The organism is Streptomyces sp. NPDC007863 (genome assembly GCF_040633895.1).
Lineage (GTDB): Bacteria > Actinomycetota > Actinomycetes > Streptomycetales > Streptomycetaceae > Streptomyces.
This window is the reverse complement of sequence record NZ_JBEYEI010000011.1, coordinates 259,325-279,609: the sequence shown is the minus strand read 5'-3', so window position 1 is coordinate 279,609 and position 20,285 is coordinate 259,325. Positions and strand designations below refer to the sequence as shown.

The 20,285-nt window shown below is 72.7% G+C and carries 20 protein-coding genes and 2 tRNA genes; 6 read left to right on the top strand and 16 right to left on the bottom strand.

Annotated features, from left to right (window positions below; genetic code table 11):
* Nucleotides 1-399, top strand: a 399-nt coding sequence (locus ABZ621_RS19640; protein ID WP_360606102.1) for a Fur family transcriptional regulator, incomplete at its 5' end; no start/stop codon positions are given.
* A gap of 117 nt (nucleotides 400-516) precedes the next feature.
* Here ABZ621_RS19640 and ABZ621_RS19635 read toward each other — a convergent pair.
* The 4 genes from ABZ621_RS19635 to ABZ621_RS19620 all read right to left on the bottom strand — a co-directional run bounded on the left by ABZ621_RS19635 (nucleotide 517) and on the right by ABZ621_RS19620 (nucleotide 5,944).
* Nucleotides 517-590 (bottom strand) — tRNA-Met (locus tag ABZ621_RS19635).
* 48 nt (nucleotides 591-638) lie between these two features.
* Nucleotides 639-2,684 (bottom strand): sel1 repeat family protein, encoded by a 2,046-nt coding sequence (locus ABZ621_RS19630; protein WP_360606100.1) that lies wholly within the window; start codon nucleotides 2,682-2,684, stop codon nucleotides 639-641.
* Between the two features lie 203 nt (nucleotides 2,685-2,887).
* A tRNA-Met gene (locus ABZ621_RS19625) sits at nucleotides 2,888-2,961 on the bottom strand.
* Between the two features lie 43 nt (nucleotides 2,962-3,004).
* A complete protein-coding gene (locus tag ABZ621_RS19620; protein ID WP_360606098.1) occupies nucleotides 3,005-5,944 on the bottom strand; it encodes a UPF0182 family protein in 2,940 nt (979 codons plus the stop codon).
* A 135-nt stretch (nucleotides 5,945-6,079) separates the two neighbouring features.
* Here ABZ621_RS19620 and ABZ621_RS19615 point away from each other — a divergent pair, with 135 nt between their 5' ends.
* The gene (locus ABZ621_RS19615; protein ID WP_360606096.1) at nucleotides 6,080-6,619 is read left to right on the top strand and encodes a PPA1309 family protein; all 540 of its coding nucleotides are present in this window, start codon (nucleotides 6,080-6,082) and stop codon (nucleotides 6,617-6,619) included.
* A gap of 41 nt (nucleotides 6,620-6,660) precedes the next feature.
* Here ABZ621_RS19615 and ABZ621_RS19610 read toward each other — a convergent pair whose 3' ends face one another.
* The 4 genes from ABZ621_RS19610 to ABZ621_RS19595 form a co-directional block, all read right to left on the bottom strand.
* Nucleotides 6,661-7,749 carry a PDZ domain-containing protein gene (locus tag ABZ621_RS19610; protein ID WP_360606094.1) on the bottom strand — a complete coding sequence of 363 codons (1,089 nt, stop codon included), beginning with the start codon at nucleotides 7,747-7,749 and terminating at the stop codon, nucleotides 6,661-6,663.
* Between the two features lie 72 nt (nucleotides 7,750-7,821).
* Nucleotides 7,822-8,046, bottom strand: coding sequence for a hypothetical protein (locus ABZ621_RS19605; protein ID WP_360606092.1), 225 nt, complete (start codon nucleotides 8,044-8,046; stop codon nucleotides 7,822-7,824).
* A gap of 201 nt (nucleotides 8,047-8,247) precedes the next feature.
* Entirely contained in the window at nucleotides 8,248-8,709 is a 462-nt protein-coding gene (locus ABZ621_RS19600; RefSeq protein WP_360606090.1) for a molybdenum cofactor biosynthesis protein MoaE, read from the bottom strand.
* An 80-nt stretch (nucleotides 8,710-8,789) separates the two neighbouring features.
* On the bottom strand, nucleotides 8,790-9,899 hold the full coding sequence (locus ABZ621_RS19595; RefSeq protein WP_360606088.1) for an SDR family oxidoreductase: 1,110 nt from the start codon (nucleotides 9,897-9,899) through the stop codon (nucleotides 8,790-8,792).
* Between the two features lie 191 nt (nucleotides 9,900-10,090).
* Here ABZ621_RS19595 and ABZ621_RS19590 point away from each other — a divergent pair, with 191 nt between their 5' ends.
* Together ABZ621_RS19590 and ABZ621_RS19585 are read left to right on the top strand one after the other, a co-directional pair.
* Nucleotides 10,091-11,533 carry a zinc-dependent metalloprotease gene (locus ABZ621_RS19590; protein ID WP_360606086.1) on the top strand — a complete coding sequence of 481 codons (1,443 nt, stop codon included), beginning with the start codon at nucleotides 10,091-10,093 and terminating at the stop codon, nucleotides 11,531-11,533.
* On the top strand, nucleotides 11,530-12,051 hold the full coding sequence (locus ABZ621_RS19585; RefSeq protein WP_360606084.1) for an NUDIX hydrolase: 522 nt from the start codon (nucleotides 11,530-11,532) through the stop codon (nucleotides 12,049-12,051). The genes ABZ621_RS19590 and ABZ621_RS19585 overlap by 4 nt, the downstream gene beginning before the upstream one ends.
* Before the next feature lie 70 nt (nucleotides 12,052-12,121).
* On the opposite strand, the gene ABZ621_RS19580 is transcribed toward ABZ621_RS19585, so the two are convergent.
* The 4 genes from ABZ621_RS19580 to ABZ621_RS19565 form a co-directional block, all read right to left on the bottom strand.
* Nucleotides 12,122-12,877: an AIM24 family protein gene (locus ABZ621_RS19580; protein ID WP_360606082.1), complete on the bottom strand. Its 756-nt coding sequence runs from the start codon at nucleotides 12,875-12,877 to the stop codon at nucleotides 12,122-12,124.
* Nucleotides 12,878-12,896: 19 nt separating this feature from the next.
* Nucleotides 12,897-13,577: an AIM24 family protein gene (locus ABZ621_RS19575; protein ID WP_189847816.1), complete on the bottom strand. Its 681-nt coding sequence runs from the start codon at nucleotides 13,575-13,577 to the stop codon at nucleotides 12,897-12,899.
* A 14-nt stretch (nucleotides 13,578-13,591) separates the two neighbouring features.
* Nucleotides 13,592-15,253, bottom strand: coding sequence for a TerD family protein (locus ABZ621_RS19570; RefSeq protein ID WP_360606080.1), 1,662 nt, complete (start codon nucleotides 15,251-15,253; stop codon nucleotides 13,592-13,594).
* Nucleotides 15,254-15,365: 112 nt separating this feature from the next.
* On the bottom strand, nucleotides 15,366-15,899 hold the full coding sequence (locus ABZ621_RS19565) for a M48 family metallopeptidase (RefSeq protein ID WP_360606078.1): 534 nt from the start codon (nucleotides 15,897-15,899) through the stop codon (nucleotides 15,366-15,368).
* Nucleotides 15,900-16,089: 190 nt separating this feature from the next.
* On the opposite strand from ABZ621_RS19565, the gene ABZ621_RS19560 reads away from it, so the two are divergent.
* On the top strand, nucleotides 16,090-17,298 hold the full coding sequence (locus tag ABZ621_RS19560) for a TOMM precursor leader peptide-binding protein (protein WP_360606076.1): 1,209 nt from the start codon (nucleotides 16,090-16,092) through the stop codon (nucleotides 17,296-17,298).
* Nucleotides 17,291-18,640 (top strand): AarF/ABC1/UbiB kinase family protein, encoded by a 1,350-nt coding sequence (locus ABZ621_RS19555; RefSeq protein ID WP_360606074.1) that lies wholly within the window; start codon nucleotides 17,291-17,293, stop codon nucleotides 18,638-18,640. The genes ABZ621_RS19560 and ABZ621_RS19555 overlap by 8 nt, the downstream gene beginning before the upstream one ends.
* Before the next feature lie 7 nt (nucleotides 18,641-18,647).
* Here ABZ621_RS19555 and ABZ621_RS19550 read toward each other — a convergent pair whose 3' ends face one another.
* The 4 genes from ABZ621_RS19550 to ABZ621_RS19535 all read right to left on the bottom strand — a co-directional run bounded on the left by ABZ621_RS19550 (nucleotide 18,648) and on the right by ABZ621_RS19535 (nucleotide 20,158).
* Nucleotides 18,648-18,830 (bottom strand): hypothetical protein, encoded by a 183-nt coding sequence (locus tag ABZ621_RS19550; protein WP_360606072.1) that lies wholly within the window; start codon nucleotides 18,828-18,830, stop codon nucleotides 18,648-18,650.
* A gap of 94 nt (nucleotides 18,831-18,924) precedes the next feature.
* Nucleotides 18,925-19,287, bottom strand: a complete 363-nt coding sequence (locus ABZ621_RS19545; RefSeq protein ID WP_360606071.1) for a hypothetical protein — start codon at nucleotides 19,285-19,287, stop codon at nucleotides 18,925-18,927.
* Entirely contained in the window at nucleotides 19,284-19,652 is a 369-nt protein-coding gene (locus ABZ621_RS19540) for a WhiB family transcriptional regulator (protein ID WP_031013886.1), read from the bottom strand. Before ABZ621_RS19540 ends, ABZ621_RS19545 begins: the two co-directional genes overlap by 4 nt.
* Nucleotides 19,653-19,822: 170 nt before the next feature.
* Nucleotides 19,823-20,158: a hypothetical protein gene (locus ABZ621_RS19535; protein ID WP_360606069.1), complete on the bottom strand. Its 336-nt coding sequence runs from the start codon at nucleotides 20,156-20,158 to the stop codon at nucleotides 19,823-19,825.
* Between the last annotated feature and the right edge of the window lie 127 nt (nucleotides 20,159-20,285).

The following is a 20,285-nucleotide window of genomic DNA, read 5'->3' as shown; positions in this document are numbered from 1 at the left end:
CGACTGCGCGGACGCGGCTGGCGGATGACCGCCCAGCGCCGTGTCGTCGCCGAGGTCCTCGACGGCGACCACGTGCATCTCACCGCCGACGAGGTGCACGCCCGCGCCGTCGAGCGCCTGCCCGAGATCTCCCGTGCCACCGTCTACAACACGCTGGGCGAGATGGTGACGCTCGGTGAGGTCATCGAGGTCGCCACCGACGGCCGCGCCAAGCGGTACGACCCCAACGCCCACCGGCCCCACCAGCACCTGATCTGCGCCGGCTGCGGCGCGATCCGGGACGTCCACCCGGCGGGCGACCCGCTGAAGGACCTGCCGGACGCGGAGCGCTTCGGCTTCACGATCTCGAACGTCGAGGTCACCTACCGCGGCCTCTGCCCGAACTGCGCGGCGGCCTAGCCGCCCACCGAGAAGGGGCGCCCCGCCCGGGGCGCCCCTTCTTCGTGTGCCCGCGCCCCGCGGAAACGCCGAAGGCCCGGATCGTATGCATACGATCCGGGCCTTCGGGCTACTGAGTAGCGGGGACAGGATTTGAACCTGCGACCTCTGGGTTATGAGCCCAGCGAGCTACCGAGCTGCTCCACCCCGCGTCGGTGAACACCACTCTACGGGACCGTCGTGACAGGAGCAAATCGCGTTTACGCCGTGAGCTCCTGGTGCAGCGCCTCGCTGAGCCGGGCCGCCCGCTCGGCGACCTCGGCCGGGCCGAGCTCCACGGCGCGGGCGCACCACTTGCGGCCCTCGGACAGCTCGCCCCGGCGGGCGGCGAGCAGCGCGAGGCGGAGCGCGGCGCGGCCGTGCCCGGCCCGGGCGGCCCGGGTCCACCAGAGGGCGGCCTCGCGCTCGCTGCCCTCGCGGGCGAGGAGCAGGCCGAGGTTGAAGGCGCCGTTGCGGCTGCCGGCCTCGGCGGCCTCCCGGTACCAGCGGGCGGCCCCGGTGAGGTCGCCCCGGCCGGCGGCGAGCATGCCGACCCGGACCTGGGCGCGCCGGTGGCCCTGCTGGGCGGCCCGCTCGTACCACTCCTCGCACTCGGTCTTCTGGTCCACGGGCGCGCCGAGGACCACCGGGCCGGGCTCGGGACGGCGGGCGTCGAGGAGGGTGGCGAGCCTGAAGGCGGCCTCGGCGCTGCCGCCGCCCGCCGCGCAGCGCAGGTGGCGCTCGGCGGTCCGCTCGTCGCCCTCGCGCAGGGCGGCGATGCCGACCTGGAGGGCGGCCTCGGTGTGCCCGGCGGCGGCGGCCCGCTCGTACCAGGCGAGCGCGGAGCGGTCCTCGTCGCGGCCCGCGTGGATGATGCCGAGGTTGAAGGCGGCGTCCACGGAGCCGGCCTCGGCGGCCTTGGAGAACCACGGCTCGGCGCCGCCCGCGTCCCCGGCCTGGAGGAGCAGCACGGCGAGTGCGTTGGCGGCCTCGCGGTGGCCGGCGTAGGCGGCGCGGCGGTACCACTGCTCGGCCTGCGGGAGGCGGTCCTGGGCGGCGCAGAGCAGGCCGAGGTTGTAGGCGCCGTTGACGTCCCCGGCGTCCATGGCGGCGCGGTACCAGCGCTCGGCGGTCTGCTGCTCGCCGCGGGCGGCGTGCAGGGCGCCGAGCGCGTTGGCGGCGTTGCCGTCGCCGTCCTGGGCGGCGCGCAGCCACCAGACGGCGGCGCTCTCCTCGTCGCCGGCGTCGCGCAGCAGGAAGCCGAGGGCGCAGGCGGCCTTGGCCTCGCCCTCCTTGGCGGAGCTGAGGTACCAGCGGCCGGCCTCCTTCAGCTCGCCGCGCTGCTCCAGGATGGCTCCGAGGTGGAGCGCGGCCCGCCGGTGTCCCCGGGCGGCCGCCTGCCGGAACCACTGCTCGGCCTCGCCGAGCGGCCCGGGGCCGCCGGTCTCGCCGGCCCGGGCCGGGGCGGCGGCGGGCACGGGGACGGGCGGCCGGTCGTCGCCGGCGTGCGCGGGGTCGGCCGCGCGGAGGCGTCCGGCCGTGTCGTAGGCGTGGCCGGCGCGGCCCGTGGCGGCGGTGGGGCCGTAGGCGTGCGGGCCCCGCAGGGTCTCGGTGGCGCGCCGCTCCAGGGCGAGGGCGAGGCGGTACGCGGCCTCGCGGTGGCCCTGCTCGGCGGCGGCGCGCAGCCAGCGCTCGGCGCCGACGTCGCTGCGGTGCTCCAGGAGGTCGGCGAGGGCGTAGGCGCCCAGGGCGTGGCCCTGTTCGGCGGCCTGGCGGAGCCAGTACTCGGCGGCGGGCTCGTCGCCGCGCTCGCGGTGGTGGCGGCCCAGGGCGTGCGCGGCCGGCGCGGAGCCGGCGACGGCGGCGACCCGCCACCAGCCGGCGGCCTCGTCGGGGTAGCCGCGCTGGTGGAGGAGGACGCCGAGGTTGTTGGCGGCGGCGCGGTCGCCCTCGGCGGTGGCGCCGCGCAGGAAGGGCTCGGCGCCGTCGAGGTCGCCGCGGCGGAGCAGGAGGGCGCCGAGGGCGCTCATGGCGTCGGTGTCACCGCGCTCGGCGGCCCTGCGGTGCCGGCCCTCGGTCTCGGCCTCGGTCTCGGCCTCGGTGTCCGGTCCTGCGTCCGGGACGGCCCTGGCTCGGGGGGTGCTGTCGACGACGACCGCATCGACGGCCGGCACGGCCTCGATGATCTCGTCCGCGGCATTTCTGGCGTGCCGCTGCACAAACCGCCCTGTCTCCAACAGAGTTGCCCTGTCCCCCATAAATACCATCGTCGCACCACCCGCAACCCGCGCACACCCGGTATACCGCAGCCCTTGAGGTCACCTCAGGCGTTTTGTCGACATGCCCACAGAGAGACAAGTCAAACACGCCACGCCTCAACTCGCCCCTTCCGTACCGCTCTTCGGTGCCCCTCGTCACCCCGACACGCGACGAGGGCCCGGATCCTTATGGATCCGAGCCCTCGTGTCAGTAGCGGGGACAGGATTTGAACCTGCGACCTCTGGGTTATGAGCCCAGCGAGCTACCGAGCTGCTCCACCCCGCGTCGGTGAAGTAACACTATCACGACGCGGGGTGAATCTCGCAGGTCAGCTGCCGTCGGCCGGCTTCTCGGCCTCCTTCTCGGCACCGCCCGCACCGGACGGCTGGAGCTTGGCGCCTGCCTCGGCGGCCTTCTCCAGCGCGGCCTGGAGGTCCTCCTGGGCCTTGCCGTAGGCCGCCCAGTCCTGCTTCGCCAGCGCCGCCTCGCCCGCGTCGTACGCCTTCTGGGCGTCGGCGATGGCCTGCTTCAGCGCCGCGTCCGCCGAGGCCGGCGGCTGCGGGGTGGTCGGCGGCTGCTCGGTGCCCGGCGGGGTCGTCGGCGGGGTCGTGCCCTCCACGCCGAAGACCGCGTTGAGCGCCTCCGTGAGGGTGTTCTCGAACACCGTGGTGTCCTTGGTGGTGTCGCCGCCCGGCTGGTCGGCGTCCACGTACGACACCGCGACCTTCTTCAGGAGCGGGTAGAGCGCGTTCCGCCCCTGGGCGTAGACCGGCTCCACGTACAGGAACCCGCCGTCGAGCGGCACGGTGAGCAGGTTGCCGTACTGGATGTCCGAGTCGGCGCCCCGCATGTCACGGACGAAGGTGGCGACGTCGGGCAGGCTGTTGAGCTTGCTCTGGACCTGCGCCGGGCCGGGCACGTCCTCGGTGACCCGGAGCAGTCTCAGCCGGCCGTACTCCTTGCTGGTGGCGTCGGCGTCGACCGCCATGAAGCCGCCCAGGTTGGGCCGCCCGTTGGGCGTGAAGGTCGTGGTCAGCGAGAAGCGCTGCTCCGTGTCCCCGGGCATCTTCATGCTCAGGTAGTACGGCGGCACCGCCACGTTGTCCTTGTTGGTCGGGTCGTTCGGCACCTGCCAGGCGTCCGAGCCGCTGTAGAACTGGGCCGGGTCGGTGACGTGGTAGCGGGTCAGCAGCTCGCGCTGGACCTTGAACATGTCCTGCGGGTAGCGCAGGTGCTCCAGGAGGTCGCCCTTGACCTCGGACTTGGGCTTCACCGTGTCGGGGAAGGCCTTCATCCAGGTCTTCAGGACCGGGTCCTCGGTGTCCCACTGGTAGAGGGTGACCGTGCCGTCGTAGGCGTCGACGGTGGCCTTCACCGAGTTGCGGATGTAGTTGACCTGGTTCTGCTGGGCGACGACCGCGCGCTGCTGGTTGCCGACGGTCAGCGAGTCGGCGGTGGTGTCGCCGAGCGTGGTCCGCGAGGCGTACGGGTAGCCGTTGGTGGTCGTGTACGCGTCGACGATCCACTTGATCTTGCCCTCGACGACCGCCGGGTAGGCGTCGCCGTCGATGGTCAGCCACGGGGCGACGGCCTCGACCCGCTGCTTGGGCGTGCGGTTGTACAGGATCCGCGAGCCGTCGCCGATGGCCCCGGAGTAGAGGATCTGCGGCTCGCTGAAGGCCACCGCGTAGGCCGCGCGGTTGAAGGCGCTCTCCAGGCTGACGCCGCTGTTGCCCTCGTAGCTGGTGGTCTTCTCGCCGTTCTCCTCGTAGTCCAGCTCCTTCTGGGGGCCGCCCACGATCGAGTACTGGTCGGTCTTCTCGCCGTAGTAGATCTTCTGCTGGTACTTCCCGAGCTCACCCGTGGTCGGCAGGCCCGACTCGGTGAAGACCGGGGAGCCGTTGGCGTCGGTCTGGGTGCCGCGGGCCATGATGGCGCCGTAGCCGTGGGTGTAGGTGAAGTGGTCGTTGATCCAGTTCCGCTTCGGGATGCCGCGGATGTTCAGCTCGCGCAGACCGATGACGACGTCCTGGCCCTGGTAGCGGTCCACGTCGAGCGTCGTCGGGAACTGGTAGTACTTCCGCTTCTGCTCCAGCTGCTGGAAGGTCGGCGAGACGATGTTCGGGTCGAGGATGCGGTAGGCGGCCGCCGTGTCGGCGTCCGCGCGCAGCTTGTCCTTGGCCTTCACCGTCGACTTGCCCGAGTAGTTCTCCAGCTTGGTGTCGTCGATCGCGTACGCCTTGCGGGTCGCGTCGATGTTGTTCTGGATGTACGGGGCTTCCTTGGCCTGCTCGTTCGGCTGGACCTGGAACTTCTGCACGATCGCCGGGTACAGGCCGCCGATGAGGACGGCGGAGAGCACCATCAGGCCGAAGCCGATGACCGGCAGCTGCCAGGTGCGGCGCCACAGGGTGGCGAAGAAGAGCACGGCGCAGATGACGGCGATGCAGAAGAGGATCGTCTTCGCCGGCAGGTAGGCGTTGGCGTCGACGTACCTGAGGCCCGTCCAGTTGCCGGTGGCCTTGAAGTCGCTGGACTTCACCGCGAGGCCGTACCGGTCGAGCCAGTACGCCGCGGCCTTCAGCGTCACGAAGACGCCGAGCAGCACCGAGAGGTGGCCGGTGGCGGCGGCGGTCGCGCGGGCACCGGGGCTGGTGACCCGCAGTCCGCCGTACAGGTAGTGGGTGATCGCCGCGGCGATCAGCGAGAGCACCACCGCGGCGAAGCCGAACGCCAGCAGGAAGCGGTACCAGGGCAGGTCGAAGGCGTAGAAGGAGACGTCCTTGCCGAACTGGACGTCCTTCTCGCCGAAGTCCACGCCGTTGACCCACATGAGCCAGGTGCGCCACTGGCCGGAGGCGGAGGCGCCGGCGATCAGCCCGACCAGGGCGGTGATCGCGAGCAGCACCCACTTCTTGAACGGGGCGACGCCCATCCGGTACCGGTCGAGGCTCTGCTGCTCCAGCGACATCGCGCTGAGCGGCGGGCGGAGCCGGTACGCCAGCCAGATGTTGAGGCCGACGACGAGGCCCATCAGCAGCCCGAAGACCGCGAACAGGCCGATCTTGGTCCACAGGGTGGTGGTGAACACGGACGAGTAGTGGACCGAGCGGTACCAGAGCCAGTCCGTCCAGAACCCGGCGAACATCACGAACGCCATGGCCAGGACGGCCAGGACGCCCAGTGTCATCAGCAGGGTGCGGGCCCGCCGGGACGGCCGGCCGACTCTGATCCTTGGCCCGGACGGGCTGCCGCCACGGTCCGGCATCTGGAAAGCCAACGTGCGCCCCTCGGTGTTGATGCGTCGGAAAGCGGGCCCCGCGATCGTAGGGCCCACTGGTGCAACTTACTGACGCTTTACCTAGTTCCCGTCTCCGGGGGAAGAGGAGGCAGGATATTGGTCATGTCCAACCTTTCCCCCTCGGGCCCGCCGATGGCCTCCAGTCCCCTCACCCGTGCGGTGCTCGAGATCGACGAGTACGCCTCGGGCCTCGGCTGGGACCGGCCCGCCCGCCTCTTCGCCCTGGTCGACACCGCCCGTCTGCGCGCCCAGGCGCCCTCGCTGAAGCTCGGCGAGGACGCGACCGCCTACACCCCCATCGAGCAGGAGGAGATCCCCAAGGGCAAGCCGCTCGACGAGTTCCTCGGCACCATCGCCTGGCCGGACGCGGTGGCCGGCTGCGCCCTCACCGTGGAGCGGCTGATGCTGCCGCCGTCGGCGGAGGCCCAGGTCCCCAAGGACCTGAGCGGCGCCAAGCTGAACAAGTGGGTGGCCGCGCACCCGGACCGCCAGGAGGTCCGGATGACGGTGGCCGTGCTGCGGACCGGCGCCCGGGAGGCGGCGATCCGGCTGCGCGAGAAGGACTCGCCGACCGAGGTGCTGACCGGCCCGGACCTGGTGCCGGGGCTCGCCGACGCGCTCGCGGCGACCTTCGAGGGCTGAGCGGTACGGGTACGGGGCCCCGCGCGGGGTCCCGTACCGGCTCAGCTCTTCGAGCAGCTCGGGAGGCCCGCCGTGTCGCCCTTGCGGAGCTTCTCCAGCGACTTGGTGGCGTCGTCGATGGTGTCGACCTTGACGAGGGTGAGCCCGTCCGGCGTGTCGTCGGCCGCCGTGGCGCAGTTGTCGGCCGGGGTGAGGAAGTACTCGGCGCCGGCGTTCCGCGCGCCGACCAGCTTCATCTGGATGCCGCCGATCGGGCCGACCTTGCCGTCGTCGTCGATGGTGCCGGTGCCCGCGACGAACTTGCCGCCGGTGAGGCTCTCCGGGGTCAGCTTGTCGACGATGCCGAGCGCGAACATCAGACCCGCGCTGGGGCCGCCGACGTCGGCCAGCTTGATGTCGATGGTGAACGGGAAGACGTGGTCGGTGCCGGCCTGGATGCCGACGATCGCCCGGTCGCCCTCCTCGGACTTCACGGTGGTGACGGCCACCTTCCGGGTGACGGTGGCTTCCTTGTGCGCCTTCTCGGCGGCGGCCGCCTCCTTGGCCGGGACGATCGTGAACTCGACCTTCTGGCCCGGCTTCCGCTTGGTCACCTGCGCGGCGACGTCGGCCGGCTTGGTGACCTTCACGCCGTCGACGGCCTTGATCACGTCACCGGCGTGCAGGGTGCCCTCCGCCGGGGAGTCCTTCACCACGGAGGCGACGACGACCCGGGTGGTGAAGGGGATGCCGAGCTCGTCGAGGGCGGCGACCTTGGCGCTCTCCTGCGACTGGGAGAACTCCTCCGCGTTCTCCTGGCTCGACTCCTCCTCCGTCTTCCCGTCCGGGTAGAGGGTGTCGTGCGGCACCACCACGTTGTCGTGGGTCAGCCAGCCGTAGACCGCCTCGACGGCGTTCATCTTGTAGTCCGCGCTGGTGACCCTGACCGTGGTCATGTTGAGGTGGCCGTCGGTCGGGTAGGTCTTGCGACCGGAGATCTGGAGGACCGGCTCGCCACGCGCCTCGCCGAGCGTGTTGACCGTGGGACCGGGGCTCATCTCCGAGTACGGCACCGGGATCAGGACGCCGGCGATCAGCAGGCAGATCAGGACCAGGGTGGAGGCGAGCATCGTCGCGGTGCGGCGTGGCATGGAACGACAGTACGGGACTCGCCTGTGCGCGCACCCCTGGGGCGGTCCGTACGGGACGCCGCCGGGCCTCCGTCAGAGGGCCGGTGAGGACTCCGCGGGGGCGGGCTCGGCCACGGGCCGGAACGGAGCGGAATCGGGTGCGGTGGGGTGGGAACGCTCCATGGCGTCCCTGAAACGGGCGTAGCCGGCGAGCTCGGCCACGTCACCTATCGTCTTGTTCCTCTGGACCCAGCTTCCCCATATCGCCGCGCCGACGACTGCGAAAAGCGGAATCAGCAACCAGGCCAGCACTGCCATCCCGACCTCCCATCCCCAGTGAGTTGATCAGCAGATTATTCATCTGTGCCACCAACGCTCGGGCCTGGGGGTCGGTTACGCAAATCGGGCGTTCGGCTACACCGTGTCGGCGCGCCTGTTTGCACGACTCCTGGGGGCTCAGCAGGCCCCCACCCTCCCCCAGACTTCGTCCGGGGGGACCCCCAGCCTCGGGGCGGGAGCTCAGCAGGCCCCCACCCACTCCTCGGTGCCGTCCGAGAAGGTCTGGTGCTTCCAGATCGGGACCTCGTGCTTGAGGTCGTCGATCAGCTTGCGGCAGGCCTCGAAGGCCTCGCCGCGGTGCGGGCAGGAGACGGCGACCACGACCGCCAGGTCGCCGACCTCCAGGTCGCCCACGCGGTGGACCGCCGCCAGGGCGCGGACCGGGTAGTTCGCGACGACCTTCTCGGCGACCCGGCGCAGCTCGGCCTCGGCGCTGGGGTGGCAGGAGTAGCCCAGCGCGTCCACGTCGGCGCCGCCGTCGTGATTGCGCACGGTGCCGACGAAGAGCGTCGTGCCACCCGCCGCGTCGTCGCCGACGGCCCGGAAGACCTCGTCGACCGAGAGCGGGGTGTCGCGGATCGCGAGCAGCTTGATCGGGTCGTCCGCTGCCTGCTCACCGGGGTGGTCGTGCGTGGTCGTCATGCCGTCCATGGTGCCGCACGGCTCCGACATCCCGGAATAGCGTTTTCGACCGGTGGACCGGGACCCTCCGTAGGAGGGTCCTACAGGCCGCGCCGCTTCCTCATCTGCCGTACCAGGGCCGCGGTGCCCAGGAGGGCCACCGTGGCGCCCGCCGCGCCCGCCGCCGTGGCGTCCTTGCGGCCGAGCCGGCGGCCCGCGACCGTGTGCCGGCCCTGGACCTCCTCCAGGAGCGCCGCGAGCACCTCCTCGTTGGTCCACTGCGGGCGCCAGCCCGCGTCGTGGAGCCGGCCGACGCTCACCACCCAGGGGTGCATGGTGTAGGCGAGGTCGCCGGCGGGGGACGGGGTGAGGCCGATGCGGTGCAGCCGGGCCGCCGCGCCCAGGGCGACCGCCGAGGGCAGCTCCATGCGGCGGATCCCCGACAGCTCCTCGACCTCCTCCTGCTCCAGCCAGCCCTCGCAGCCGACGGCGAACTCGCCGTCGACCTTCTCCAGGGCCGCGTACTCCAGGGCGCTGACCAGGTCCTCCACGTGGCAGAACTGCCAGGTGGGGCGGGAGCCGGCGACGACGAGCAGCCGCGGCGACTCGAAGTAGCGGGTCAGCGCCGTGTCCGTACCGCCGACGAGGACGGCCGGGCGGACCACGGTCACGTTGAGGCCGGGGTGGGCGCGGGAGCCTCGGCGGCCGAGCCGTTCGATCTCCAGGAGGTCGCCGACGCCGGTGGCCTCCGCGGTGGCCCGCAGCTCGGCGTCCTCGGAGAGCGGGATGTCGTTGTCGGGGAGGGCGCCGTAGACCATGGTCGAGGTGCACAGGACGACCCGGTGGACACCGGCCGCCGCGGCGGCCGTGAGGACCGTCTGCGTGCCGCGCACGTTGTACGCCGACCGGGCGGCGGGATCGGTCTCCAGATCGAGGTCGACGGCGAGGTGCACGACGACGTCGGCACCGCGCAGCTTCTCCGCGATGGCCGGATCCCGCACGTCGAGGACATGCCAGGTCGCCTCGGCCACCTCGCCGCGCCGCTCGTCGACGGCGATGACCCGCCGGACCTCCTCCGAATCGGCGAGACGCCTGGTCAGGAGGGCTCCGACGCCGGTGGCGGCGCCGGTGACCGCGACGACGGGACCGCGCGCGGCGGACCGGGTTGAGTGGTTTCGCGCTCCGCGAACCTGCGGATCTGGGGAACTCACCGACCGACTCCAGTGGTTGTCTTCAGTACGTACGGGGATGACGCGTACGTACCAGGTGGCGTCCATCCTGCCGCAGGGCACGGCCCGGCGGAGACTTGAGCCCATATCCGACCCGGATGTCTACGCTGGTGTTGTGCAGCGGGCAGTCGCCGCCGGCGGAGAGCCGGCGGCCCTAGGAGCCGAGGAAACCTGTGAGTGACACCCCATTCGGATTCGGCCTTCCGCCGGAGGAGCCGGAGGACGGCGACGAAGGCAAGAAGAAGGACCCCGCCGGAGGTGGCCAGGGGTCCGGTGGCCAGGGCGGCGGCAATCCGTTCGGGGCGAACCCGTTCGGATTCGGCGGCATCCCCGGCATGGGCGGCGGCCAGGGCGGCGCGGACAATCCCTTCGCCGCGATGTTCGGGTCGATGAACCCGACGGACCTGGGCGCGGCCTTCCAGCAGCTCGGCCAGATGCTGAGCTACGAGGGCGGTCCCGTGAACTGGGACATGGCCAAGCAGATCGCCCGCCAGGTGGTCGCCCAGGGCACCGCCGACGGCGTCAAGGACGCCAGCGTGGGCCCGGCCGAGAAGACCGCGGTCGAGGAGGCGGTCCGCCTCGCCGACCTGTGGCTGGACCAGGTCACCTCGCTGCCCTCCGGGGCGAACACGGCGGTGGCGTGGAGCCGCGCCGAGTGGGTCGAGGCGACCCTCCCGGCGTGGAAGGCGCTGGTGGACCCGGTCGCCGAGCGGGTCGGCACCGCCATGGGCGACGTGCTGCCGCAGGAGATGCAGGCCATGGCGGGCCCGCTGATCGGCATGATGCGGTCGATGGGCGGCGCCATGTTCGGCCAGCAGATCGGGCAGGCCATCGGCGCGCTCGCGGGCGAGGTCGTCGGCTCGACCGACGTCGGCCTGCCGCTCGGCCCGGCCGGCCGGGCCGCGCTGCTCCCGCTGAACGTGGAGTCCTTCGGCAAGGACCTGAGCGTGCCCTCCGACGAGGTGCGGCTCTACCTGGCCCTGCGCGAGGCCGCCCACCAGCGGCTCTTCGCGCACGTGCCGTGGCTGCGGGCGCACCTCTTCGGCGCGGTCGAGTCCTACGCGCGCGGCATCAAGGTCGACACCTCGAAGCTGGAGGAGGCCGTCTCCCAGCTCGACCCGACCCACCCGGAGCAGCTCCAGGAGGCGCTCCAGTCCGGCATGTTCCAGCCGCAGGACACGCCCGAGCAGAAGGCGGCCCTGGCCCGTCTGGAGACGGCGCTCGCGCTGGTCGAGGGCTGGGTGGACGCGGTGGTCCACGAGGCCGCCAAGACCCGGCTGACCTCGGCGGACGCGCTCCGCGAGACGCTGCGCCGGCGCCGGGCCACCGGTGGTCCCGCCGAGCAGACCTTCGCCACCCTGATCGGTCTGGAGCTGCGGCCGCGCCGGCTGCGGGACGCCTCCCGGCTGTGGGCCTCGCTCACCGACGCGCGCGGTGTCGACGGCCGTGACGCGCTGTGGGAGCACCCGGACATGCTGCCGACGGCGACCGACCTCGACGACCCGGACGGCTTCGTCCACCGCGAGCACCTGGACTTCTCCGAGCTGGACAAGCTGCTCGGCGAGGCCGCCAAGGGCGACACGCCCGAGGACGGGGACGGGGACGACGCGAAGTGACGCTGCACGACGACGCGGTCCTCGTCCTCAAGGGGTACGAGGGCCAGCCCGAGCTGCGCGAGCTCTACCTGGAGCACCTGGCCGCGCATCCCGACGGCATGTACAAGCCCTGCTCGGCCGGCCACCTCACCGGCAGCGCGCTGGTGATCGACCCCTCGCGCGGGCGGGTGCTGCTGACCCTGCACAAGAAGCTCGGCATGTGGCTCCAGATGGGCGGTCACTGCGAGGAGGGCGACGCGACCATGGCGGCGGTGGCGCTGCGCGAGGCCGCCGAGGAGTCGGGGATCGCGGGGCTCACGCTGCTGCCGGGCGGTCCGGTGCGGCTGGACCGGCATCCGATCCCGGCGCCCTGCCACTGGCACCTCGACGTGCAGTACGCGGCGCTGGCTCCGGCGGAGGCGGTGGCCCAGATCAGCGAGGAGTCGCTGGACCTGAAGTGGTTCGCGTACGACGAGGTGGCCGCCGTGGCGGACACGTCGGTGGTGCGGCTGACGGAGGCGACGCTGGCCCGCCTGTGAGGTGAGCCTGAGCACACGGCGAAGGGCCCCCGGTCTCCCGGGGGCCCTTCGCCGTCGTGCCGTCCGTGCGTCAGTTCCAGGCGTTGTTCTGGTTCTGGCCGTGGGCGCCTTGCTGGCCGACGCCGAACTGGGCGGCGACGCCCTGCCCGATGGCGGCGTTCTGCGGGGGCATGACCTCGCTGGGCTGGACGAGGGCGAAGCCCTGGCCGAGGAAGCTGAGCTCCCAGCCCTCGCCGGTGCTGCCGCGGCGGCTGCGGACGCTGCTGTTGTGCGTCTGCGCCTGCATCTGGACCCGCAGCGAGGTGGACCAGGCGACGATCGCGTCCGCGTCGGCGCTCACGTACTTCTCGGGCGTGACCTGGAGCATCAGCGGCTGGCCCGAGGTCATGAGGGCGACCTTGCCGCGGCCGGTGATGTTGAGCTGGTACTTGCCGGTGCCGGAGACGCCGTACTGGCTGTCGACGGCGATGACCTCGGTGTGCAGGCTGGTGTCGAGCGCCAGCACGTAGGCGCTGTCGACGGTGAGGCCCTCCTGCTCGACCTCGACGACGTGGATGTACTGGGCGAGGTTGGCGAAGTAGACCGTGCCCTGGCCGGAGCAGCGCATCAGGTCGAGGCCCTCGCCGGTGCGGGCGCGGGCCTGCCGCTGGCTGCTGCTCTGGTACTCGCCGTCGAAGTCGACGAGGCCCTGGTAGGCGACCATGGCGCCCTTGCGCGCCAGGATGTCGTCGTGGCCGGTGAGGCTGACCCGCAGGAGCTGCGGGTTCTGGACGACGTACCGCTCCTGGCTCTGCTGCTCGGCGTGGTTGAAAAGCGGGCTCTGCATGATGTGTTCTCGCTCCCCCTCAGCCCCGGACCCGCAGGCGGTCGCTGCTGTCCTCGCTGGGCTGTACGACGACGATGCCCTGGCCCGAGAAGGCCATCTGGTATGCCTCGCCGCTGCCCCGCCCGATGAGGGAGGACGCCTTGAAGCTGCGCTTGCCCTTGACCTTCAGCGCCGGCGACCAGGCGACGAGCGCGTCGGGGTCGACGTAGGTCTCGTCCTCGCCGCGGCCGCAGTCGACGACGATCGGCGTGCCGCGCGAGGTGAGCGCGACCCATCCGGTGCCGGCGATCCCCACGTTGAAAAGGCCCTGGCCGGCGAACTTGGCGAGGCCCTTGACCCGCTCGACGCCCCACTGGAGGTGGGCGTCGAAGGCGAGGAGGTTGCTGCCGTTGACCGAGATCGCGTCGTTCTGGAGGTTGATCACGACGACGTCGGCGCCGTAGTCGGCGAGGTAGAGCAGGCCGTCGCCGGCGCACTTCATGATCGGCGCGCCCTCGCCGGTGGCCCACTCCTTGGCGACCTGGCGGACGGCGGGCGGGTTGGGCTCGTAGCTGATGAAGCCCTCGTAGGCGACCATCGAGCCGGTCCGGGCGTAGAGGTCCTGGCCGGAGGCCATGGCGACCTTGAGCATGGTGCGGCCGTGGTTCTCCATGCGGGCCGCGATGGGGGTCGGGGCGTAGCCCGCGAGCTGCTGGTTCATGGTGTCGGGCTCCCTCAGACCTCGTACGGCTGAACGACGATGAAGTTGCCGGGGGCGCCCCGGAACTGGAGGTTCACGGTCTCCCCGCTGTGGCCGGGGTAGGCGTTGCGCCGGAGCCGGACCTGGCTGGAGAGGATGACCTGCGAGGCGGCCGACCAGGCGACGACCGCGTTGCAGTCCGCGAAGGTCGTCGGGGTGACGGGCAGGACCACGGGGACGCCGTGGGTCTTGACGATCACGGTGCCGGTGCCCTGGAACTGCATGGTGAACAGGGCGCCGCCGGGGATGCCGTGGCCCTCGATGCGGCGGACCTCGTACTGGAGGGACTCGTCGAAGGCGAGCACGTTCTCCGCGGAGACGCAGATGGCGTCGCCCTGGAGCTCGATCGGGTGCAGATGCGCGCCGTTCTCGGCGAGGAAGACCTGGCCGCGGCCGGAGCAGCGCATCAGCTGCATCTCCTGGCCGGTGGCGTTGCCGACGATCCGGCCCGCGAAGCCCGCGCCCTTGTAGGAGAAGTCGACCTTGCCCTGGTACATGACCATGGAGCCCTGGCGGGCGAGGACGGGGGTGCCGCCCATGCTGAGGTCGACCCGCATGAGCTGCTGGTTCTGCGGGGTCCAGCGGGCGCCGGTCGCGGTCTCCTTGAAGGGGGCGAGCGCGGCGGCGAGCCCGGCGCCGGTCGCGGGCGCGCCCTGCGGGACGCCCTGGGGCGGCATGCCCGGCGGCATGCCGGGCTGCTGGCCGTACGGGGCGGGCTGGCCGTAGCCGGGCTGCTGGCCGTACGGCGCCTGGGGCGGCTGCCCGTAAGGGGCGCCGGGCGGCGGCGTCTGGCCGGGGATCTGCCCGTAGGGGGCCTGCGGCGGCTGCTGGCCGTACGGGCCGGCGGCGGGGGCCGGGGGCGGCACGGGCGCGGGGGCGAGCGGCGCGACCATCGTGGGCTGGGTGTGCACCGGCTGCGGGGCCGGCGGCGGCGTGGGCGGCTGAGCGCCGTAGCCGGGCTGCGGGGCGCCGAAGGCCGGGGCGGGCGCGGGAGCCGGCGCCGGGGCGGCGGGCGCGCCGAAGGCGGGCGGGGCCGCGGCCTGGGCGGGGGCGCCGAAGCCGGGGGCGGCCTGCTGGGGGGCGGCCGGCTGCTGGGCGGCGGGCTCCTCCTCCATGACCTCTCCGCCGAAGTTCCGCAGCAGCGCTTCCAGGCCGCCGTCGAAGCCCTGGCCGACGGCGGCGAAGCGCCACACGTCCTTCAGGTAGAAGTCGCCGAGCATGACCGCGCGCTCGGTGGAGAACTCCGCGCCGGTGAAGGCGTAGCGGGCGACCTCCTCGCCGCCGGCGACGATCCGGATCCAGCCGGGGCCGACCTGCGACATCTGGCCGTCGCCGTCGATGGTGGCGGTGAAGGCGAGCTTGTGGATCTGCGGGGGGATCCGGTCGAGGGTGACGCGGAAGGACTCGGTGTCCCCGGCCTGCGCCCCGAGCTGCTGGATGGACTCCTCGGGGGACTTCGGCTGGTTGAAGAAGACGAAGTACCGGTCGTCGGACAGCCGCTCCTCGGCGTCGAGACCGAAGCAGCTGATGTCGAAGGTGAGCCCGGGAGCGGAGATCTGCACGCCCACGTACAGATCGGTGCCCGCGGTCAGATCACTGATCTTGGCCTTGTGGCCGCGTTGGAATTCCCTGGCCATGCGTAACGACCGTCCCCCATCCCGATGGCGAATGACTCGCGCCAGGCTAACCGCTGGGGACGACATTGAGACAGGGGAGGTCCGATCCGGTACGGAATCGGGAAAAAGGGCCTCAGGGTGCGGGCTCGGTGTCCGGCGGCACCGGGAGGCGGTCCGCGGCGACCACTCCTTCGAGGTACCCGCGGGCCCGCTCGGTGCGGGGGTACGCCTCCAGGAGCCGCCAGAAGTCGGGGCCGTGGCCGGGGACGAGGAGGTGGGCCAGCTCGTGCAGGAGGACGTAGTCGACGACGTACTCGGGCATCGGCTGGAGGCGGTGGGAGAGCCGGATGCTGCCCTCGGCGGGGGTGCAGGAGCCCCAGCGGCCGTTCTGGTTGGTGACCCAGCGGACCGAGCCGGGCCGGGCCCTGCCGTCGAGGTAGCGCTCGGAGAGCCGGGCCGCCCGCTCGGCGAGCTCGGCGTCGCCGCGGGTGGCGCGGCGCTCCTTGTCCCGGTCCTTGGCGTCGAGCTTCTCCAGCATCACGCCGACCCAGCGGCGCTCCTCGGCCTCCGACATCCGGGCCGGGATGAGGACGATCGTGCGGTCCCCCTCGCGGTAGGCGGAGACGGAACGGGTGCGGCGGGCGCTCCTGCGGATCTCGACTGACACGCCCTCGACGGTACCCGGCGGGAGCGACGGAATCCCCCACGCGTGTCCGGCGCGCATGTCCGGCGCGCATGTCCGGTGTGACTTTCCGCCCATAGGACTTTCGGGCGGGCCTGTGGACAACTCTTCGCGGCGGCCCGCGGCGGTGGGCACTCTGATCACCGAGGGAACACGGCGGAGGACGGGGGCGGGGATGCATCCGATGGTGAAGCCGGCGCTGCGCCGGGCGTGGCGGAGTCTCACCTGTGTGCAGTACGGGGTGGCGCCCGCGCACGCGGTGGTGCTGGATCCGGTGGACGCGGCGACGGGCCGGCTGCTGGGGCTGATGGACGGGACGCGCGGGACGGCGCTGCTGCGGGCGGAGGCGGCGGCGCTCGGACTGCCGGAGGGGCGGCTCGACGCGCTGCTCGGGCGGCTCGCGGCGGTGGGGCTGCTCGTGGAGGCCGCCGCCGGGCGGCCGGGGCGGGCGGGGCCCGCGGCCGGGGCGGTGGACACGGCGCTCGATCCGCTGCGGGCGGATCTGGCCGCGCTGTCGGTGGTGTGCCCGCAGCCGGAGCGGGCACTGGGGACGCTCGCGGCCCGGCGGGAGAAGCGGGTGCGGGTGCGGGGTGCCGGGCGGGTGGGCTCGATGGTGGCGGCGCTGCTCGCGGCGGCCGGCGTGGGCGGGGTGGAGGTGGTGGACGGCGGCCGGGTCGAGCCGTGGGAGACGGCACCGGGCGGACTGCCCGCCGAGGCGGTCGGCGAGCGAAGGGTGGCGGCGGCGCGGCGCCTCGTGGGGCGCTGGTCGCGCGGGCCGGTGGCGGCGCGGCGGACCGGCCGGCGGGGCGCGCCGGGTGACGGGGACGGCCGTGCCGCGGTGTCACTCGTGGTGGTGACGGACCGGGACGGGCTCGGGGTGCGGGTGCCGGACCCGGTGCCGGCGGAGCCGTGGATGGCGGCCGGGGTGCCCCATCTGTACGCGGGGGTTCTGGAGGCGACCGGGGTGGTGGGGCCGCTGGTGCTGCCGGGCGGGACGGCGTGTGCCCGGTGCCTCCAGGAGGAGGCGACGGACCGGGACCCGGCGTGGCCCCGGCTGCTCGCGCAGTGGCGTTCGGGGGCGCCGCATCCGCTGCCGGCCTGTGACGTGGCGCTGGCGACGGCGGTGGCGGGGCTGGCCGCCGGGCACGCCCTCGCCTTCCTGGACGGGGAGTTGCCGGCGAGCACCGGGGCCCGTTGGGAGGCGGCCATGCCCTCGCTGGGCTGGCGGTCCGAGCGACTGGTGCCGCACCCGGCCTGTCCCTGCGGGGCCGCCCGGGGCAGGGTGGGGGTGGGCGCCTCGGGCGCCGGGGAGGCTGGGTCCACAATGGCGGGGCGCAGCCCTGCGCGGCACGGCAGTCTGGGAATTGGAGGGGCGCATGTCTGATCTTCCCCGGAAGGCGGTCACCCGGACCGCCAAGTTGGCCGCGTTGCCGCTGGGCTTCGCGGGCCGGGCGACATGGGGGCTCGGCAAGCGGATCGGGGGCAAGTCGGCGGAGTTCGTGGCCCGGGAGCTCCAGGAGCGGACCGCGGAGCAGCTGTTCAAGGTGCTCGGCGAACTCAAGGGCGGGGCCATGAAGTTCGGCCAGGCGCTGTCGGTCTTCGAGTCGGCGCTGCCGGAGGAGATCGCCGGCCCCTACCGGGCGGCGCTGACGAAGCTTCAGGAGGCGGCCCCGCCCATGCCGGTGAAGACCGTGCACGGGGTGTTGGCGGAGCGGCTCGGGGACGGATGGCGGGAGCTGTTCCTGGAGTTCGAGGACAAGCCGGCGGCGGCCGCGTCGATCGGGCAGGTGCACCGGGCGGTCTGGCACGACGGCCGCGAGGTCGCCGTGAAGGTGCAGTACCCGGGCGCCGGGGAGGCGCTGCTCTCGGACCTGGCGCAGCTGGGGCGGTTCGCCCGGCTGCTCGGGCCGCTGGTGCCGGGGATCGAGGTGAAGCCGCTCATCGCGGAGTTGCGCGAGCGGGTGTCGGAGGAGCTGGACTACGCCCTGGAGGCGCGGGCGCAGCGGGAGCACGCCGAGGTCTTCGCGGACGATCCGGACGTGGTGGTGCCCGAGGTGGTGCACCAGGCGGAGCAGGTCCTGGTGACCGAGTGGATGGACGGGATCCCGCTCGCGGAGGTGATCGCGGAGGGCGGTCAGGAGCAGCGGGACCGGGCGGGTCAGCTGCTCGCCCGGTTCCTCTTCTCGGGTCCGGCGCGGACCGGGCTGCTGCACGCCGATCCGCATCCGGGGAACTTCCGGCTGCTGCCGCCCGCCGGCGGCGACGGAGCGGACGGTCCGGCCGGGTGGCGGCTGGGGGTGCTGGACTTCGGCACGGTGGACCGGCTGCCGGGCGGGCTGCCGGAGACCATCGGGACCTGTCTGCGGATGACGCTGGCGGGCGAGGCCGAGACCGTGTACGCGCTGCTGCGGTCGGAGGGCTTCGTGAAGGAGTCGGTGGCGCTCGATCCGGAGGAGGTCCTGGAGTACCTGCTGCCGATCATCGAGCCGGCGGAGGCGGAGTCCTTCGTCTTCACCCGGAGCTGGATGCGGACGCAGGCGGCCCGGATCGCCGACCCCCGCTCCCCCGCGCACCAGCTGGGGCGGCAGCTGAACCTGCCGCCCTCGTACCTGCTGATCCACCGGGTGACGCTGTCGACGATCGGGGTGCTCTGCCAGCTGAACGCGACGGTGCGGCTGCGGGACGAGCTGACCGCCTGGCTGCCCGGCTTCGATCCGGCGCCCTGAGCCGGGCTCACCACCAGGAGGAGTCGAGGCGGCCCTCGATGGCCCGGATGTGGGCGCGGGCGCACTCCTCGCAGAAGTACTGACGGCGGCCGTTCTCGACGGAGCAGGTCCAGGTGATCGGGAGGGTGTCGGCGGTCCTGCCGCAGCGTGCGCAGGCCACGGGCTCCTCCGCGGCGCGGGGCTCGTTCATCCTCGTGACGATAGCCCGGCGGGGCGGCCGCCGTGGTGCAACGCACCGCGGGGGCCGGTCCGTTCGGACCGGCCCCCGCGGGGACGCGGGGCGCTCAGTTCATGACGGCCATGGCGAGGGCGCGGCGGGCGCGCAGCGAGACGCGCTCGGCGCGGCGCTGCATGCGCCGGGCGGCGATCAGGCGCACGGCCTGACGTTCCGCCTCGGCCTCACGCCGGCGCTCGCGCATATGGGCACGGGCCAGGGCTTCTGGGATGAGTTGCATGTCACGGGTCCTGTTCTGGTGCGACGCGGGGGCGCCGGCGGTGGAGAAGTCGGGGGTAGCGGAGCGGATGGGCTCGAAGGCGGACGTGGTCATCGGGGCCTGCTTCTGGGGATCGTGCGTGAGGGGGTGGTCGATCGTTCCGGTGCGCCTGGGGGCCTTGTGGGGTACTGCCTCCCAGGTCAGGGCGGTCATGCCGCGACCGGGTTCTTGCGCGGGCGGCCACGGGGCCGCTTGCGGGCGACGACCACGCCCTGGACGAAGAGCTCGCCGCCCCAGACACCCCAGGGCTCACGGCGCTCCTTGGCGCCGGCAAGGCAGGCCGCGACCAGCGGGCAGGTCTTGCAGAGGGACTTCGCGTACTCGACGTCGGCCGGGGACTCCGCGAAGAAGACCTCCGGGTCGTAGGCCCGGCAGGGGACCGGGACGCCGAGGTTCTCGATGGCGTCGTCGAGCGCGGTGAGCGATGTCAGGGGGGTCAAGGCGTGGTCCTCCGTGAGGCCGGACGGGGGGATCGTTTCGGAAGGCGGTACGGACGGGGCGTGCGCTTCGAGTTGCACGGGTGTCTTTCCTCGTCTGGTCGTTTCCGGCCGGTCGGCCGGGTCTTCGGCTGGTACCGGGTTGGTTGTCCCGAGGCCCCTTCGCTCCGTCGTCCCCGTTCGGGGACAAACAGAAGGGCCGCGGATCCCGGGTGGGGTTCCGCGGCCCTGAAGGCGCCGGCCTGATCGGGTCAGGCTGGATCACTCCAGGGTTCGAGCCCACGGAAGGCCCACATCGTGTGGTGCTGCGTCGTCGTCTGCTGCTTGCCGGCACCGGCTGCCGCGAAGCCATAGGCCGTGAAGCCGGCCTTGGTCTCTTCAGCCACCCGTGCCTTGGTCGGTCGCTCGTCGCGCTCGATGGCGGCCATGCCGCGACCGGACAGACCGGTGACGGGCAGACCGCTGCCAAGGAGCGCGAAGGCGGAGAGGCCGAGCGAGCAGGCGGAGACGACCGAGCGATCGGTCATTTTGGCGGTGCTGACGACGGTGTCGTTGATGACGGTGGTGCTCTTGATGTTGCTGATCACTGGAATCGCCTCCTCTCGGCGTCTCGGAGAGCTCGGGGGTGAGCCGGGCTCTCGATGTTCATTTGGACAAGTACAGCACGAGACAGGGCTTCATATGAAGCCGCTGTTGCGTGGTTACGAACCTATG